The organism is Colwellia marinimaniae, assembly GCF_002207865.1.
GTDB classification, from domain to species: Bacteria; Pseudomonadota; Gammaproteobacteria; order Enterobacterales; family Alteromonadaceae; genus Colwellia; species Colwellia marinimaniae.
The window spans coordinates 31144-45322 of sequence record NZ_BDQM01000029.1 but is presented as its reverse complement, the minus strand read 5'-3'; the positions used below and the strand labels follow the sequence as shown (position 1 = coordinate 45322).

Below are 14179 nucleotides of genomic sequence, written 5' to 3'. Positions count from 1 at the left end.
CAAATAGCACTTCAAGACCATGCTCCTTGGCCAAATGCTCACCTAACGCCTTTATGCCGTAACGCTCAGTGGCATGGTGACCGGCCGCAAAGCAGTGTATATCATCTAATGAGCAATAATATGGCTAGTACGGCTGGTTTGCTCAGACACTTCCCCGTTAGATAGTTGCTGCTATTGAGTTGAGTTGAGTCCAGCAAACCTTAAACGGGATTATCAATATCAACAAATAGCACTTCAAGACCATGCTCCTTGGCCAAATGCTCACCTAACGCCTTTATGCCGTAACGCTCAGTGGCATGGTGACCGGCCGCAAAGCAGTGAATATCCATTTCATGAGCTATATGCGTGGTTTGTTCAGAAACCTCTCCCGTTAAAAAGGCATCAATGCCTTGCTCAGCAGCAAGTTCAATATAACCTTGCCCGCCGCCAGAACACCAAGCAATGGTTTTTATTGGCTTATTACTCGGTGGGGCTATATGCAAACATTCGCGCTCAAGGGTAGTATTTATTAGCGTGGCAAAGTCTTCGCCACGCCACTCTTGTTTAAAGCTGCCCTGCATAGCCACACTTAATGGGTTGCCCAGCTCAAGTGGCGCGACATTTTCAATGTTAAATAACTTAGCAAGTTGGGCATTGTTACCCAAGGTAGGATGAATATCTAGCGGTAGGTGGTAAGCAAATAAATTGATGTCATTGACCAATAGCGACTTAATACGGTCATGCTTCATACCACGAATAACATAGGACTCATTTTTCCAAAAATAGCCATGGTGTACCAGAATGGCATCGGCTTGTTCACTGATTGCACGTTCAATAAGGGCTTTAGAGGCGGTAACCCCAGTGATCACTTTATTGATGTCTTTACACCCTTGAATTTGTAAACCATTAGGGGTGAAGTCTTTTATTTGCTCTGGCTTTAATAAAGCAGTTAAATAATCTTCTAAATCTTTACTTTGCATAAGTCAGGTACTTTTTAAGTATGGGCAATAATGAATAGCTAATCGTTCATTTAAAAAGATAAATAGCTATCTACTCTTAGGGGTTTTTTTGTTATGTTCGACTGACTCTCTATGTGTATTCATAGTAGTCACTTTTACTGGATTAAACTCAGGCCGTATTTGCCATTTAGGTTTAATGGGTGTTAGCGGTAGCACACGTTTTTTCGCTACAATCACATAAACAGAGCCCAAGGCAGGTAAATAGCTTTTAGCAAAATTATGCCAACTGCTATTTAAGGTGTCAGTGCTCAATTTTCCTGTTAAGCCAGAGTGTAAACAGCGTTGGTCGGCTAAAATTTCAAAGCCCATCAAGTGCAGCCAATCTTTGACTCGCATCGGTGAGAAAAAATGTTCATTCCATGGTGTTTTACTGCGCCGGTAGGGTAATAAGCGGTTTAAACCGACCAGACTTAACGGATTAAAGCCCGTTAACACTAAATAGCCATTAGGGATCAACACTCTATTAGCTTCACGTATGACATGATGTGGATCAAGAGAAAACTCTAAGGCGTGACTCAACAAACAAACATCGACACTATGCTCTTGCAAGGGTAAATCATCAATATCTCCGAGCACATCAGCTAAACTACTTTTACCGCTGATACTGACTTGATGGTTTATGGTGCAATTGCTTATCTCTATTTCACTACTTAAGGCACCCAGTTTAACCAAATGATAACCGAAGAATTTTTGCCACCAAGGAGCAAGCTCTTGCTCAATGGCTTTTTTAATTACCTCACCATTAGGTAAAGCCTGCCACGAGCTTGGATAATACGGTTGTCGAAAAGCTAACGCTGGTTTCATAGAGTCTTCTTTAGGCGTATAATAAGAAAAATTGTGGTGATGCCGAAAATAGCGCCAATGTAAAAGCGTTATCGACAAGTTAACACGGTAAAGCACTAAGTATATAACGAACTAAAGGTAAAATCTCATATGTCTAATACTCATCATATTGTTAGCGCAATAAAGGCCTTTAACGATAATTATATTTGGGCGCTAGCGAGTAAAAATAATGATAAAATTGCCCTAGTTGATCCCGGTGACGCTCTGGTATGTATTGAGTATTTACAAAAAAACAAGTTGGTTTTATCAGCCATTTTGATCACCCATCATCATCGCGATCATGTCGGTGGTATCGAAAAATTACTCACTTATGCCAAAACTAAGGCATGGCCGGTGACTGTTTATGGCCCTGCTAATGAAAATATTGCTCAGCTCGATGTCACCCTTAAAGAAAACGATATCGTCACCTTAACTGAGCTCAATTGTCAGTTACACATACTCGACCTTCCCGGTCATACTAGCGGCCATATTGCTTATTACAATAATGACATGCTATTTTGTGGAGATACCTTGTTTTCAGGTGGCTGTGGACGATTATTTGAAGGCACAGCGGAGCAAATGCATAGTTCACTGACTAAATTAGCAAATTTACCCGGAAATACCCTAATTTACTGTGCCCATGAATATACTCAAGCAAACTTAGCCTTTGCCTTAGCTGTTGAACCCAGTAACAGCGACCTGCATACCTATGCAGAGCAGGTAAATTTAAAACGTCAGCAAAGCCAAGCAACTCTACCCAGTAATATAGCGTTAGAACGCCAAATCAATCCTTTTTTACGCTGTCATAAAGCTAGCATAAAATTAGCGGCACAAGCTTATACTAATCAAAGTCAAAGTAGCGACAGTGAAGTTTTTGCCGCTATTAGAGCGTGGAAAGATAATTTCTAGCGGCTTAGCTTATAGCAGAAGTAATTTACCGCCCAAGACTAGTTAGGTGAATTATGCTAGTCTGCTAAATCATTTTTATTTCCCGCTGATGTTACTGGTTATCCATGAAGTATTTATTATTACCTGCAATTGTTCTTTTAACTGGCTGTCAAAGCCTTTCCCCAAGTGATGTTAATGCCAATAATGACTCCGTTGTTAACACCCATCTTGAAGCGGCAAATTCCGTAGAAATCAATCAAGCACTGTTAGCCGACGAAAACATTGATGTTATCCACCCCATTGCTGATGTGGACATCGTTTTAACAGACCAAGACAGTGTTGAACAGTATAACCTTTGGTCACGCATTCGCAGCCAGCTAAGCTTTGATATTCCTGAAGAGAAACGCCTTATAGCGCAGCGTAATTGGTATGTTAACCACCCAAGTTACCTGAAACGTGTCGCTAAACGCGCCGAGCCCTTTCTTTATTATATTGTTGAAGAATTAGAAAAAAATGATATGCCCATTGAATTTGCTTTATTACCCGTGGTTGAAAGTGCCTTTGACCCTTTTGCCTATTCTCACGGCAGGGCTTCAGGTATGTGGCAATTTGTCCCTGGCACGGGTGAACGCTTTGGCATGAAACAAAACTGGTGGTATGATGGCAGGCGAGACATTGTCGCCTCGACCGAGGGTGCCATTAAATACCTTAAATATTTACATAAATTTTTCGATGGCGACTGGATGTTAGCACTGGCCGCTTATAACTCAGGTGAAGGTCGAGTCAGGAATGCCGTTAGAAAAAATAAACGTTTAGGTAAACCTACCGACTTTTGGTCGCTCGACTTACCAAAAGAAACTCGCGCTTATGTGCCCAAGTTATTGGCCTTAGCTGATATTATAAAACGCCCTGAAGATTTCAATTTATCACTTTACCCCATAGACAATAAAAGTGTTTTGACACAAGTTGATATTAAATCACAACTTGATTTAGCCAAAGCGGCCTCTCTGGCAGGTTTATCATTAGCAGAATTACAACGTTTAAATCCAGGTTTCAATCGTTGGGCTACGGATCCTGACGGACCACATAGGTTATTATTACCCTCGCATACGGTAGAAAAATTTGAACTGGGCTTAAGTAAACTCAGTAAAAATGACCGTCTAGCTTGGCAACGTTATAAAATTAAAAACGGTGATACTTTAGGTGGTATTGCCAATAAATTTACTACTCGTGTTGATTTAATACAACAAGTTAATAATATTAACGGTAATCAAATTCGTGCCGGTAAGTATTTGCTTATTCCGGTAGCCGCGAAGTCACTCGACAGCTATGTGTTCTCACAAGCACAACGCATTGCAAAAAAACAAAACAGACCACAAAAAGGTCGTAAAATCGTCCATACGGTAAAATCTGGCGATAACCTGTGGGACATAGGCCGTAAATATAAAGTCAATAGCAAAAGTATTGCTACTTGGAATGGCTTTGCCCCAAGAGATACCTTAAAGCTAGGTCAAACATTAGTGATTTGGCAGAAGGATGCCAGTAACACCAAGACATCGAGCTATGCCAATAGTAAAATGGGTAACATAGTAGAAAATGCCATCATACGTAATATTACTTATAAGGTGCGTCGGGGTGACTCTTTTGCTCGTATAGCGGATAAGTTTAATGTGCGTATCAGTGATATTGAACGGTGGAACAACCTTGATAGAAAAAAATATCTTCAGCCAGGTCAACGCTTAAAACTATCGGTTGATGTTACTAATAACATATAACGCTTAGCGGAATAACTTATCCCCCTTTGACGAAAAAGCGAGCAATTCGGCTCGCTTTTTCCTTATTGGCGCTGACTGATAAAGTCGACAAAAAATGTTTGCTCCTGCCCCTTTAACTCTACCGTAAGCCATAAACGCCAAGCCATATGTTCATCACCACAACTGGCCAGTAAGCTTTGCGCTATAAATACCCCGGTGTTATCGGTTTGTTCAAAAAAAACTGGCACCTTGCCCATAAACATTTCCTTACCCTCTAAATAAGCTGAAATGTGAGTTATGTTTTGCTTAGTAACTTGTTGGGGCTGAGCTAATCCAGCGAGTTCAGTTAACTCAGCCAATTCAATAACAAAAGGTAATTCAGTTTTAATCTTATCGGCTAACTGCGGTTGCGAAAATTTAATGGTAAAATCAGCCAACTCTGTCTTGATTTGGCATTGACTCTGACTAGTAATGCATAATGGCGCTAAGGTATGCAGACTATCAGCCAAACCCTGTTCACTTACTGGTTTACAAGCACTAATGAGGTATAAAAAACCGATCAGGGGGAGTTGTTTGAACACGTTATAGCCTACCTTCTGTGAAAAAAAGCTATTATCTACTAACGTCAGTAAACTAGCCACTATTAGTCTTAGCGGGTTGAGCTTATTGCGGAACATCATTCATCAAAGCAACGCACTAAAGCGATTAATAGTCACCTTGCTAACTATTAATCGCTTACCCGCACTGTTAATTTATTGAGAAACGTCTATAAATAAGGTTATTCCGGTGCGTGGCAATGTTGGTGAATTGATAAAAAGTCAGCCACATTAAATTTTTTTTAACTCATTGAGCTTACTATTGTATTTTTATTGTTCAGTTAATATCCAGCCAAAATTAAAGGGTAATTATCATTTGTTGATCTACATCAAATTTAAACGCGCATAGTTGTTGATTTATAGCCTCGCCAAAGGGTAAAATTGCCGGGATTTCGACACATTTGCTTACAGCGATGCGACATATCTCACGGCTCAATGAGCAAACACATAGAATTAGTATAAATTGTGTCCTATATCTAAGACTTTTACGTTTAGGTATTACAGCAAGAAATACTTTCTGATTAATAATAACACTGCGGAATTCTTAACATGACCACAAGTAATACGTCAGCAGTAGACTACAACTTCGATGTTGTACGTCAGTTTACTGTAATGACTGTAATCTGGGGAATCTTTGGTACACTTGTAGGTGTACTTATCGCGGCACAATTAATTTGGCCTGCGTTAAACTTTGATACACCTTGGTTAACCTACTCCCGTCTTCGTCCACTTCATACTAATGTTGTAATTTTTGCATTTGGTACAAGTGCTTTATTTGCCACATCTTATTACGTTGTACAGCGTACCTGCCAAACACGACTGTTTGGTGGTAAGTTAGTGGCGTTTACCTTCTGGGGCTGGCAAGCAGTCATTGTAGCCGCAGTTATAACCTTACCTTTAGGTTATACCTCTTCAAAAGAATACGCTGAGATGGAATGGCCAATTGATATTCTTCTTGCCGTGGTGTGGATTAGTTATGCTATTGTATTTTTTGGCACACTGGTCAAACGTAAAGTTTCACATATTTACGTAGCTAACTGGTTCTTTGGTGCCTTTATTCTTGTTATTATGGTATTGCATATTGGTAACAGTATGGCGATACCTATTTCAGCAATGAAATCCTACTCCATTTATTCTGGTGCCATTGATGCCATGATGCAGTGGTGGTATGGACATAATGCCGTTGGTTTCTTATTGACTGCCGGTTTCTTAGGTATGATGTATTACTTCGTCCCAAAACAAGCAGAGCGTCCAGTCTATTCTTATCGCTTATCCATTGTGCATTTTTGGGCGTTAATCTCGCTTTATATTTGGGCTGGCCCGCATCACTTACATTACACAGCATTACCTGACTGGGTACAAACCGTTGGTATGACCATGTCTATCGTATTATTTCTGCCTTCATGGGGCGGCATGATTAACGGTATTATGACGTTATCGGGTGCTTGGCATAAACTTCGTACTGACCCTATTTTACGTTTCTTAATTGTTTCTTTATCTTTCTATGGTATGTCTACCTTCGAAGGACCTATGATGGCAATTAAATCAGTCAATGCTTTATCTCATTATACTGACTGGACTATTGGCCACGTTCATTCTGGTGCTCTAGGTTGGGTTGCTATGATTTCAATTGGTGCCATGTACCATTTAATACCGATATTATTTAATCAAGGACGTATGTACAGCATTCGTATGATTAACGTACATTTTTGGTTACACACCTCGGGTGTTATTCTTTACATTGTCGCTATGTGGATCTCAGGTGTCATGCAAGGGTTAATGTGGAGAGCAGTTAATACCGACGGCACCTTAACGTACAGTTTTGTCGAAAGTTTAACCGCATCATACCCCTTCTATTTTATTCGTTTCATTGGTGGTGTGTTAGTCGTGTCTGGCTTTATCTTAATGGGCTACAACATGTTGAAAACCATTTATGCGAAAGACGGAAGTCTGCAGCCTGTTGAAGAAACATAAGGAGAACAAAGATGAAAAACATACATGAAAAAGTTGAAAAGAATGTTGGTTTGTTCTTTCTATTTACAGTAATGGCTATCAGTATTGGTGGTTTAGTCGAAATAACCCCCTTATTTTTTCAAAAAGAGCTAGCACAACCGGTTGATAACTTAAAACCTTATACTGCCTTGCAAATGGAAGGACGTGACATTTATATTCGTGATGGTTGTCACGTATGTCATAGCCAAATGATTCGTCCATTTAGAGCAGAAACAGAGCGTTACGGTCACTATAGTGTTGCGGGTGAACACGTTTGGGAACATCCATTCTTATGGGGTTCAAAACGTACTGGCCCTGATCTAGCACGTGTTGGTGGCCGTTACAGTGACGATTGGCATCGAGCACATTTATTAGACCCTCGTTCGGTTGTACCTGAGTCTAATATGCCCTCGTTTAAATGGTTAGCTGAGAATATCCTTGATGGTGAATTAACGGGTAAGAAACTAGCTACCTTTAATTGGTTAACAAAAAACCGTAGTCATAAAGACGAAAATGGCAAAGCAATTCCGCTTTATACTCAAGCAGAAATTGATGGCGCTAAAGATGCGGTTAAAGGTAAAACAGAAATGGAAGCCTTGATTGCTTACTTGCAATCACTTGGCCATGCATTAAAGTAGCGGGAGTAATAATGGATTACGGAACACTTAGAGGGCTTGTTGCCCTCCTTATATTTGCCTTGTTTATAATTATTGTGCTGTGGAGTTATTCAAACAAACGCAGTGCTGCATTTGAAGATATTGCTAATTCTATTTTTGAAGAAGATGAACTAAGCAAAAAAATAAAACAAAGCCATCTTGATACAAATAACAACCAGGAGACTAATAATGTCTAGCTTCTGGAACATATGGATTTGGGTGCTTACCCTAGGCTCACTAGTAGGTTGCTTTTTACTACTACGCTGGTGCTTAAATGACCATACTGGTGTTAAAGAAGGTGAGTCTATGGGGCACTCCTTTGATGGCATAGAAGAATTAAATAATCCACTACCAAAATGGTGGAGCACGTTTTTCTTATGTACCATTGTTTGGGCCTTTGGTTACCTGTCACTTTATGGCTTAGGCGGCTGGGGTGGACTTTTAGGTTGGAAAAGCTCGAACCAGGGCATACTGAGCCTAGCTGAATCAAAAGCCAAAACTGTCGCAAGCTTAGCTGAAGGCTCTGCGTTCTTGGTGCAATATGACCGTGAAATGGCTCAAGCAGATGCTAAGTATGGTCCAATTTTTGCTGCTTACGCTGCGCGTAGCATTGAAGATTTAGCCACTGATGAACAAGCATTAAAAGTAGGCCAACGCATATTTATTCAAAACTGTTCGCAATGTCACGGCTCTGATGCTCATGGTACGACAGGCTTCCCTAACCTAGCGGATAAAGACTGGTTATACGGCGGCAGTCCGCAAGCCATTAAAGAAAGCATTATGAATGGTCGTAAATCATCGGGCATGATGGCTTGGCTAGGCGCATTAGGCGGCGAGCAAGGTGTTAAAGAAGTTGCAGCTTACGTTATTAGTTTAAGTGGCCGCTCTGTTGATCCTGAATTAGCGAAAGCGGGTCAAGGTAAATTTGCTTTATGTGCTGGTTGTCATGGCACTGAAGGCAAAGGTAACATAGCATTAGGAGCACCAAATTTAACCGATAACATCTGGTTATACGGTGGCTCCAAACGGGTAATTGAAGAGTCTATCCGTAATGGTCGTGCTGGTGTTATGCCAGCATGGAAAGACATTCTTGGTGAAGAAAAAGTTCACCTAGTGAGTGCCTATGTTTATAGTCTATCTCAAGATTAGCCTATAGTGCTGCGCGGTTGAAACCACGCCTACTAAAACGCCCTTGGTTACACATTGTAACCAAGGGTTTTTTTATGCCTTTAACCGAGGAGAAAACTAGCTGCAAGTTGATAAAAAAGGTATAATCACCCCCCATATTCTACTGTTAAAATAAGCTATTTTATGAAAACCTCTTGGTACCGCGAGCCTTGGGCTTGGTTCATTTTTTTTCTTCCTTGTACTGCTGTTGTAGCAGGTATTACTACCTATTTCATTGCCAATACAAATCCCGATACCTTAGTCATTGGTGATTATTATAAAAAAGGCAAAGCCATCAACTTAGAAGTTGGCAAAGTAAAAATGGCGCAAAAATTGGGTATGCGTTTTGCGCTGCAGTTAAAGGATAATGAGTTAATAATTAAACCAACGGGTATTGAAAAATCTTTTCCTTTACTCAATGTGACTTTTTTTCACCCTACCCTTGAAGACAGAGATTTTTATCTGGCGCTAACACAAGATGGTAATGGTTATTTCAGACACCACTTTGAGCAAGCGGTTACTGGCAAGTGGAAACTCACTATTAGTCCCTTTGAAGGTCATTGGAAAATTCAAGATACCATTAGCTTACCACAAAGTGATTTTATCGATTTAATTCCAAATCCGATTAAAGCTCAGTAAAAGCTCAATACGTTAAACGCCTCTATACCCGATACCATTCAAGATGCATGTTTCAGAGTGCTTGAGCAATGTCAATTCAAGGCGCTGTGATGAAATAATGGTTGTTCCATTATAAAATCACAGCAACGATGAAGTGATGTTCCTCAAACGCTTCTTCGATGGGTTTAAAAAGACTTTATACCGCGTTAAATAATAAAACCATAGAGTGACTATGCTTACATTATTTTCCTTGCCTAAAGTCCTTTTAATTCCCACTGAAATCCTGCACTTTGATTGGTAACGGGTATAAACATAGCAACATTAAATGATTATAGTGAGCACCTTATCGCTCACTATTTTATTCCCAGCCCTTAAGAAAGTAAGCCATGACTAGCCAATGTTTTCACTGCAATGAAGAAATTCCCTCGGGTATTAAGCTGTTTGTTACCATCAATAACACAGCAAAAATAATGTGTTGTGTGGGATGCCAAGCGGTAGCTCAAACCATTGTTGATAATGGCTTAACGCAATATTATGCCGTAAGAACTGAACCGGCGCATAAAAGCCAAGCTTTAGTGCCTGAACAATTGCAAAAACATAAGTTACTTGATGAAGCGGTATTGCAAAGTGAGTTTGTTTTTCAAGGTGATAGTCAAGATAAAGAAAGTAAAGAGGCGATACTAAGCATTGATGGTATGAGTTGTGCGGCCTGTGCTTGGCTTATCGAGATGAAGTTAGGAAAATTACCCGGCCTGCTTAGTATTAACGTGAATGCGACGACCCAAAGAGCCACGGTGAAATGGCGAGATAGTGCGATAAAATTAAGTGCTATTTTATTAGCTATCGACAATGTTGGCTACCAAGCACTGCCCTTTAAAGCCAATGATGCGGAATTAAGCAATAATAAACAAAGTAAAGATTTTATCAAACGCTTAGGTATTAGCGGTATTTTAATGATGCAAATCATGATGATATCTTTTGGTCTTTATTTTGGTGCTTTTACTGATATGACTGAGCACAATAAAGTCTATTTCCGCTGGGTCAATTTTATATTGGCTACACCTATTATTTTTTATGCTGCCTGGCCCTTTTATATCGGGGCAATAAAAGCCCTGAAAGCCAAGCGTTTATCCATGGATGTACCCGTCTCTATTGCCATCATTTTAGCCTATTTCGCCAGTGCTTGGGCAACGATTACCCAGCAAGGTGAAGTGTACTTTGAGTCTGTTGCCATGTTCACTTTTCTTCTGCTTATTGGTAAATTCTTAGAATTTAGAGCGCGTGCGCACGCCGCGCAAGTCTCGGCTAACTTATTAAAATTAATGCCGATGACGGCAACCAAAGTACTTTCTTTAAATGATAACAAACTGAGCGATAACGTCGACCTAGATACGCCAAGCAAAGAGACTCACCACAAAGAAGTATTAGTAGCAGCAAAACAGTTGCTTAAAGGCGATATCGTTATTATAAAACCCGGTGAAGTAGTCCCAGCTGATGGTGTTATTACCTCAGGCGTTAGCCAATTAAATGAGGCCATGCTCTCGGGCGAGCAATTACCTATTAGTAAAACAATAAATGACCGTGTTTTCGCTGGTACACTCAACGGTGACGGCAATATTACCGTACAAGTGCAACAAGCGACTAGCCAATCATTTTTGAGCCAACTGATTCGTTTAAGTGAGCAATCACAAGCGCACAAACCCAAAATAGCCCAGTTATCGGATAAAATAGCTCAGTACTTTATTGCCCTTATTCTATTAACCTCCATTGCTACGGCGATTTATTGGCAGCAACACCTGCCAGAAGAAGCCTTTTGGATTACCCTTTCCGTTTTAGTGGCTACCTGCCCTTGCGCACTTTCTTTAGCAACACCTACCGGATTAACGTGTGCCACTACGCGGTTAAATCGCGCTGGCATTATGATTAAAGGTGGTCATGTTATGGAGACCATGCCAAAAATAAATTGTTTTGCTTTTGATAAAACCGGTACCTTGACCACAGGTGAATTTACCATTCACCTGGTTGAGTTAATTGATAACGATGCAAGTATTACTGGCTCAAACTACAGCCAAGCGCAAGTACTCGCCATTGCCGCAGCATTAGAAGCGCACTCTGAGCACCCTATTGCCAAGCCTTTTGCCGAACATAGAGATTACAGTCTAACGGCGAAGCAGGTAAAAGTTCATTCTGGTCAAGGTGTTAGCGGTATTATTGATAACATTGACTATGCCATTGGTAAACGCTCCTGGTTAGAGAAAAACGCTGTGCTGGATCATAGTCATACACCATCATTTAATGGTACCCGCTGCCTGTTAATGGCTAATAAAAAGATTATTGCCGCTTTTTACTTAATTGATAAAGTTCGTGATGAAGCCTTTGCCACCATATCTAGCTTAAACAAAGACAACAAAACTTTATTGTTATCGGGTGATGGTCAACTAGCTTGTGACAATTTAGCGCAAACACTGCCGCTTAATATCGTCTTGGGCGGATTAAGTGCCCAAGATAAAATGCAACAAATTAAATATGCCCAAGAGCAAGGTTTTAACGTCGCTATGATTGGGGATGGTGTTAACGATTCACCGGTATTTGGCGCGGCTCATATATCTATTGCCATGGGCTGTGGTGCAGATATTACTAAAAGTGGCGCAGATGTGATATTGCTTAATAACAAACTAAGCAGTATCAATACCTTGATAGAAGTGTCTCGCCGAACGCGTCGAATAATCTTCCAAAATTACTTATGGGCCTTTGGTTATAATGCTATGGTATTACCCTTAGCTGTGGCCGGTTATATAACACCTTATATGGCAGTAATTGGCATGTCGGCCAGCTCGATTCTAGTGATTAGTAATTCATTACGTATACTTAAACAGTAAATTAAACGGTAAATTAACAATGAGCATTATGTATATTTTAATCCCAGTCGCCGTTATGTTAACCGCTTTAGCGATTTACCTATTTTTCTGGGCAGTGAAGGCTGAACAATTTGACGACCTTGAGAAACAAGGCATGAGTATTCTTTTTGATGAAAAACAACAGCCAAAAAGCAATAAAGAAAGGCCAGAGGATGAAATAGCCAGCAGTGCCAGAGCACAGAAAAGTCTCAAATAACTAATGAGTTTAGATCTATTTTCCGCTTTTATCATCGGTTTACTCGGCTCTGGTCACTGCTTGGCTATGTGTGGTGGCATTACCACTATGCTGACCTCGGCTATCAAACCAACTCACTTAGCAAGGGCTAAAAACACTAGCCCAGGCGATATACCTGTTACGGTAAACCTTGCACCGTCCAACTGCTCCCCAGCAACATCTCGTTTGAATTTAGTTTTTTTCTACCATATCGGACGTATTGCCAGTTATTGTTTAATTGGCGCTATTGTCGGTTTTACTGGCTCAATTGCCGCTAAGAATATTGGCGTACCTATTGCTGGCTTGCGTTTACTTGCCGCTGTCTTCCTTATTTTATTGGGTTTATATATCGGACAATGGCTTTTATGGCTTAACCGCATTGAATCACTGGGTAAAGGTTTGTGGGGTTTTATATCGCCACTTGCCAAACATGTGATCCCTGTTGATAATAGTAAAAAAGCACTGGGCTTAGGCGCTTTATGGGGCTGGTTACCTTGTGGCTTAGTCTATTCGACCCTAACGTGGGCACTCGCTAGCGGTAGTAGCCTAACAGGCGCAGCAATTATGCTTTTTTTCGGTTTAGGCACTTTACCGGCCTTAGTAGCATTATCACTGGGGATCGGTAGCATAAAAAAACTACTAGTCAACCACATTTTTAGGAAAATCATGGCAATTTCACTTATTGGCTATGGCTGCTATAGTTTTATTGTTGCATATCAACTTATGTTCTAATAACATAGACTTGCCTTATTTTAGTGTAACTAGTTAGATCACAGAGTAATAACATGCCCAATATAAATTGTCCTTCGACACAACATATCAATTGTCAAAACTGTAGTATTAGTGAGCTATGTTTACCCTTTTCTCTCAATGATAAAGAACTTGATACCCTTGACGGAATTATTGACCGTAAACGTCCGGTTCATAAAGGCGATAAAATTTTTCATGATGGCCAAAAATTTAATGCCTTATATGCCATACGTTCAGGTACATTCAAAACGTTTACCGTTAATAAACAAGGCGAAGAGCAAATTACTGGCTTTCATTTAGCGGGTGATTTACTTGGCTTTGATGCCATCGCTGAAGATTCTCACCCAAGTTTTGCCCAAGCGCTAGAAACCTCAATGGTCTGTGAAATTCCATATACTCAGTTAGATGTATTATCTAATACTATGCCTAAGCTGAAAAAACAGGTATTACGTTTGATGAGTCACGAAATTAAAACCGATCAGCAAATGCTTACCCTGCTTAATAGAAAAAATGCCGAACAACGTGTCGCCACCTTCATCGTCAGCTTAAGTGAGCGCTACCATGCCCGTGGACTATCAGCGACAGAGTTTCGTTTGACCATGACCCGTAGTGACATTGGCAATTATATTGGTTTAACCGTGGAAACGGTTAGCCGCTTATTTAATCGCTTCCATAAAAGTGCTTTAATTAAAGTCGATGGTAAATTAATTACCATCTTAGATACCGACAAACTCTGTGAGACAGCCGCGCTCTAACCCCCCTCAACTAGTTTCTTGCTCTTGGTTTTATATATTCCTAAAGATAAT

14 protein-coding genes are annotated in these 14179 nt (G+C 40.4%); 11 read left to right on the top strand and 3 right to left on the bottom strand.

The genetic code is table 11. The features are described from left to right. Window positions 1–200: 200 nt before the first annotated feature. Both MTCD1_RS14435 and MTCD1_RS14430 read right to left on the bottom strand, forming a co-directional pair. Window positions 201–959 (bottom strand): Nif3-like dinuclear metal center hexameric protein, encoded by a 759-nt coding sequence (locus MTCD1_RS14435; protein ID WP_057181300.1) that lies wholly within the window; start codon window positions 957–959, stop codon window positions 201–203. A 66-nt stretch (window positions 960–1025) separates the two neighbouring features. After that, complete coding sequence (locus MTCD1_RS14430) at window positions 1026–1802, bottom strand: class I SAM-dependent methyltransferase (protein ID WP_057181301.1); 777 nt, start codon at window positions 1800–1802, stop codon at window positions 1026–1028. Window positions 1803–1931: 129 nt separating this feature from the next. On the opposite strand from MTCD1_RS14430, the gene gloB reads away from it, so the two are divergent. Together gloB and MTCD1_RS14420 are read left to right on the top strand one after the other, a co-directional pair. Then, window positions 1932–2729, top strand: coding sequence for a hydroxyacylglutathione hydrolase (gene gloB / locus MTCD1_RS14425; protein ID WP_057181302.1), 798 nt, complete (start codon window positions 1932–1934; stop codon window positions 2727–2729). A gap of 104 nt (window positions 2730–2833) precedes the next feature. Beyond that, the gene (locus MTCD1_RS14420; protein WP_057181303.1) at window positions 2834–4483 is read left to right on the top strand and encodes a LysM peptidoglycan-binding domain-containing protein; all 1650 of its coding nucleotides are present in this window, start codon (window positions 2834–2836) and stop codon (window positions 4481–4483) included. Between the two features lie 62 nt (window positions 4484–4545). Here the strand turns inward: MTCD1_RS14420 and MTCD1_RS14415 are convergent, their stop codons facing one another. After that, the gene (locus MTCD1_RS14415) at window positions 4546–5043 is read right to left on the bottom strand and encodes a hypothetical protein (protein ID WP_057181360.1); all 498 of its coding nucleotides are present in this window, start codon (window positions 5041–5043) and stop codon (window positions 4546–4548) included. A 564-nt stretch (window positions 5044–5607) separates the two neighbouring features. Between MTCD1_RS14415 and ccoN the strand changes: the two genes are divergently transcribed. The 9 genes from ccoN to fnr all read left to right on the top strand — a co-directional run bounded on the left by ccoN (window position 5608) and on the right by fnr (window position 14128). Continuing rightward, the gene (gene ccoN, locus MTCD1_RS14410) at window positions 5608–7032 is read left to right on the top strand and encodes a cytochrome-c oxidase, cbb3-type subunit I (RefSeq protein WP_057181304.1); all 1425 of its coding nucleotides are present in this window, start codon (window positions 5608–5610) and stop codon (window positions 7030–7032) included. 11 nt (window positions 7033–7043) lie between these two features. Then, window positions 7044–7688 (top strand): cytochrome-c oxidase, cbb3-type subunit II, encoded by a 645-nt coding sequence (gene ccoO / locus MTCD1_RS14405; protein ID WP_057181305.1) that lies wholly within the window; start codon window positions 7044–7046, stop codon window positions 7686–7688. A gap of 11 nt (window positions 7689–7699) precedes the next feature. Further along, a complete protein-coding gene (locus MTCD1_RS14400) occupies window positions 7700–7903 on the top strand; it encodes a CcoQ/FixQ family Cbb3-type cytochrome c oxidase assembly chaperone (protein WP_057181306.1) in 204 nt (67 codons plus the stop codon). Next, a complete protein-coding gene (gene ccoP, locus MTCD1_RS14395; protein ID WP_057181307.1) occupies window positions 7896–8855 on the top strand; it encodes a cytochrome-c oxidase, cbb3-type subunit III in 960 nt (319 codons plus the stop codon). The genes MTCD1_RS14400 and ccoP overlap by 8 nt, the downstream gene beginning before the upstream one ends. Before the next feature lie 162 nt (window positions 8856–9017). Continuing rightward, window positions 9018–9512: a FixH family protein gene (locus tag MTCD1_RS14390; protein ID WP_057181308.1), complete on the top strand. Its 495-nt coding sequence runs from the start codon at window positions 9018–9020 to the stop codon at window positions 9510–9512. A gap of 365 nt (window positions 9513–9877) precedes the next feature. After that, window positions 9878–12370, top strand: coding sequence for a heavy metal translocating P-type ATPase (locus MTCD1_RS14385; protein ID WP_057181309.1), 2493 nt, complete (start codon window positions 9878–9880; stop codon window positions 12368–12370). Window positions 12371–12398: 28 nt separating this feature from the next. Then, entirely contained in the window at window positions 12399–12605 is a 207-nt protein-coding gene (gene ccoS / locus MTCD1_RS14380) for a cbb3-type cytochrome oxidase assembly protein CcoS (RefSeq protein ID WP_438819290.1), read from the top strand. 3 nt (window positions 12606–12608) lie between these two features. Continuing rightward, window positions 12609–13355 carry a sulfite exporter TauE/SafE family protein gene (locus tag MTCD1_RS14375; RefSeq protein WP_057181311.1) on the top strand — a complete coding sequence of 249 codons (747 nt, stop codon included), beginning with the start codon at window positions 12609–12611 and terminating at the stop codon, window positions 13353–13355. A 53-nt stretch (window positions 13356–13408) separates the two neighbouring features. Continuing rightward, window positions 13409–14128 (top strand): fumarate/nitrate reduction transcriptional regulator Fnr, encoded by a 720-nt coding sequence (fnr, locus tag MTCD1_RS14370; RefSeq protein ID WP_057181312.1) that lies wholly within the window; start codon window positions 13409–13411, stop codon window positions 14126–14128. Window positions 14129–14179 lie beyond the last annotated feature (51 nt).

What these genes read in the sequence shown, in the direction of transcription:
- ccoN (WP_057181304.1), top strand. Translation starts at nt 5,608, where the DNA reads ATGACCACAAGTAATACGTCAGCAGTAGACTACAACTTCGATGTTGTA.
- gloB (WP_057181302.1), top strand. Translation starts at nt 1,932, where the DNA reads ATGTCTAATACTCATCATATTGTTAGCGCAATAAAGGCCTTTAACGAT.
- MTCD1_RS14375 (WP_057181311.1), top strand. Translation starts at nt 12,609, where the DNA reads ATGAGTTTAGATCTATTTTCCGCTTTTATCATCGGTTTACTCGGCTCT.
- ccoS (WP_438819290.1), top strand. Translation starts at nt 12,399, where the DNA reads ATGTATATTTTAATCCCAGTCGCCGTTATGTTAACCGCTTTAGCGATT.
- MTCD1_RS14400 (WP_057181306.1), top strand. Translation starts at nt 7,700, where the DNA reads ATGGATTACGGAACACTTAGAGGGCTTGTTGCCCTCCTTATATTTGCC.
- MTCD1_RS14435 (WP_057181300.1), bottom strand. Translation starts at nt 959, where the DNA reads ATGCAAAGTAAAGATTTAGAAGATTATTTAACTGCTTTATTAAAGCCA.
- MTCD1_RS14385 (WP_057181309.1), top strand. Translation starts at nt 9,878, where the DNA reads ATGACTAGCCAATGTTTTCACTGCAATGAAGAAATTCCCTCGGGTATT.
- MTCD1_RS14430 (WP_057181301.1), bottom strand. Translation starts at nt 1,802, where the DNA reads ATGAAACCAGCGTTAGCTTTTCGACAACCGTATTATCCAAGCTCGTGG.
- ccoO (WP_057181305.1), top strand. Translation starts at nt 7,044, where the DNA reads ATGAAAAACATACATGAAAAAGTTGAAAAGAATGTTGGTTTGTTCTTT.
- MTCD1_RS14390 (WP_057181308.1), top strand. Translation starts at nt 9,018, where the DNA reads ATGAAAACCTCTTGGTACCGCGAGCCTTGGGCTTGGTTCATTTTTTTT.
- MTCD1_RS14420 (WP_057181303.1), top strand. Translation starts at nt 2,834, where the DNA reads ATGAAGTATTTATTATTACCTGCAATTGTTCTTTTAACTGGCTGTCAA.
- fnr (WP_057181312.1), top strand. Translation starts at nt 13,409, where the DNA reads ATGCCCAATATAAATTGTCCTTCGACACAACATATCAATTGTCAAAAC.
- ccoP (WP_057181307.1), top strand. Translation starts at nt 7,896, where the DNA reads ATGTCTAGCTTCTGGAACATATGGATTTGGGTGCTTACCCTAGGCTCA.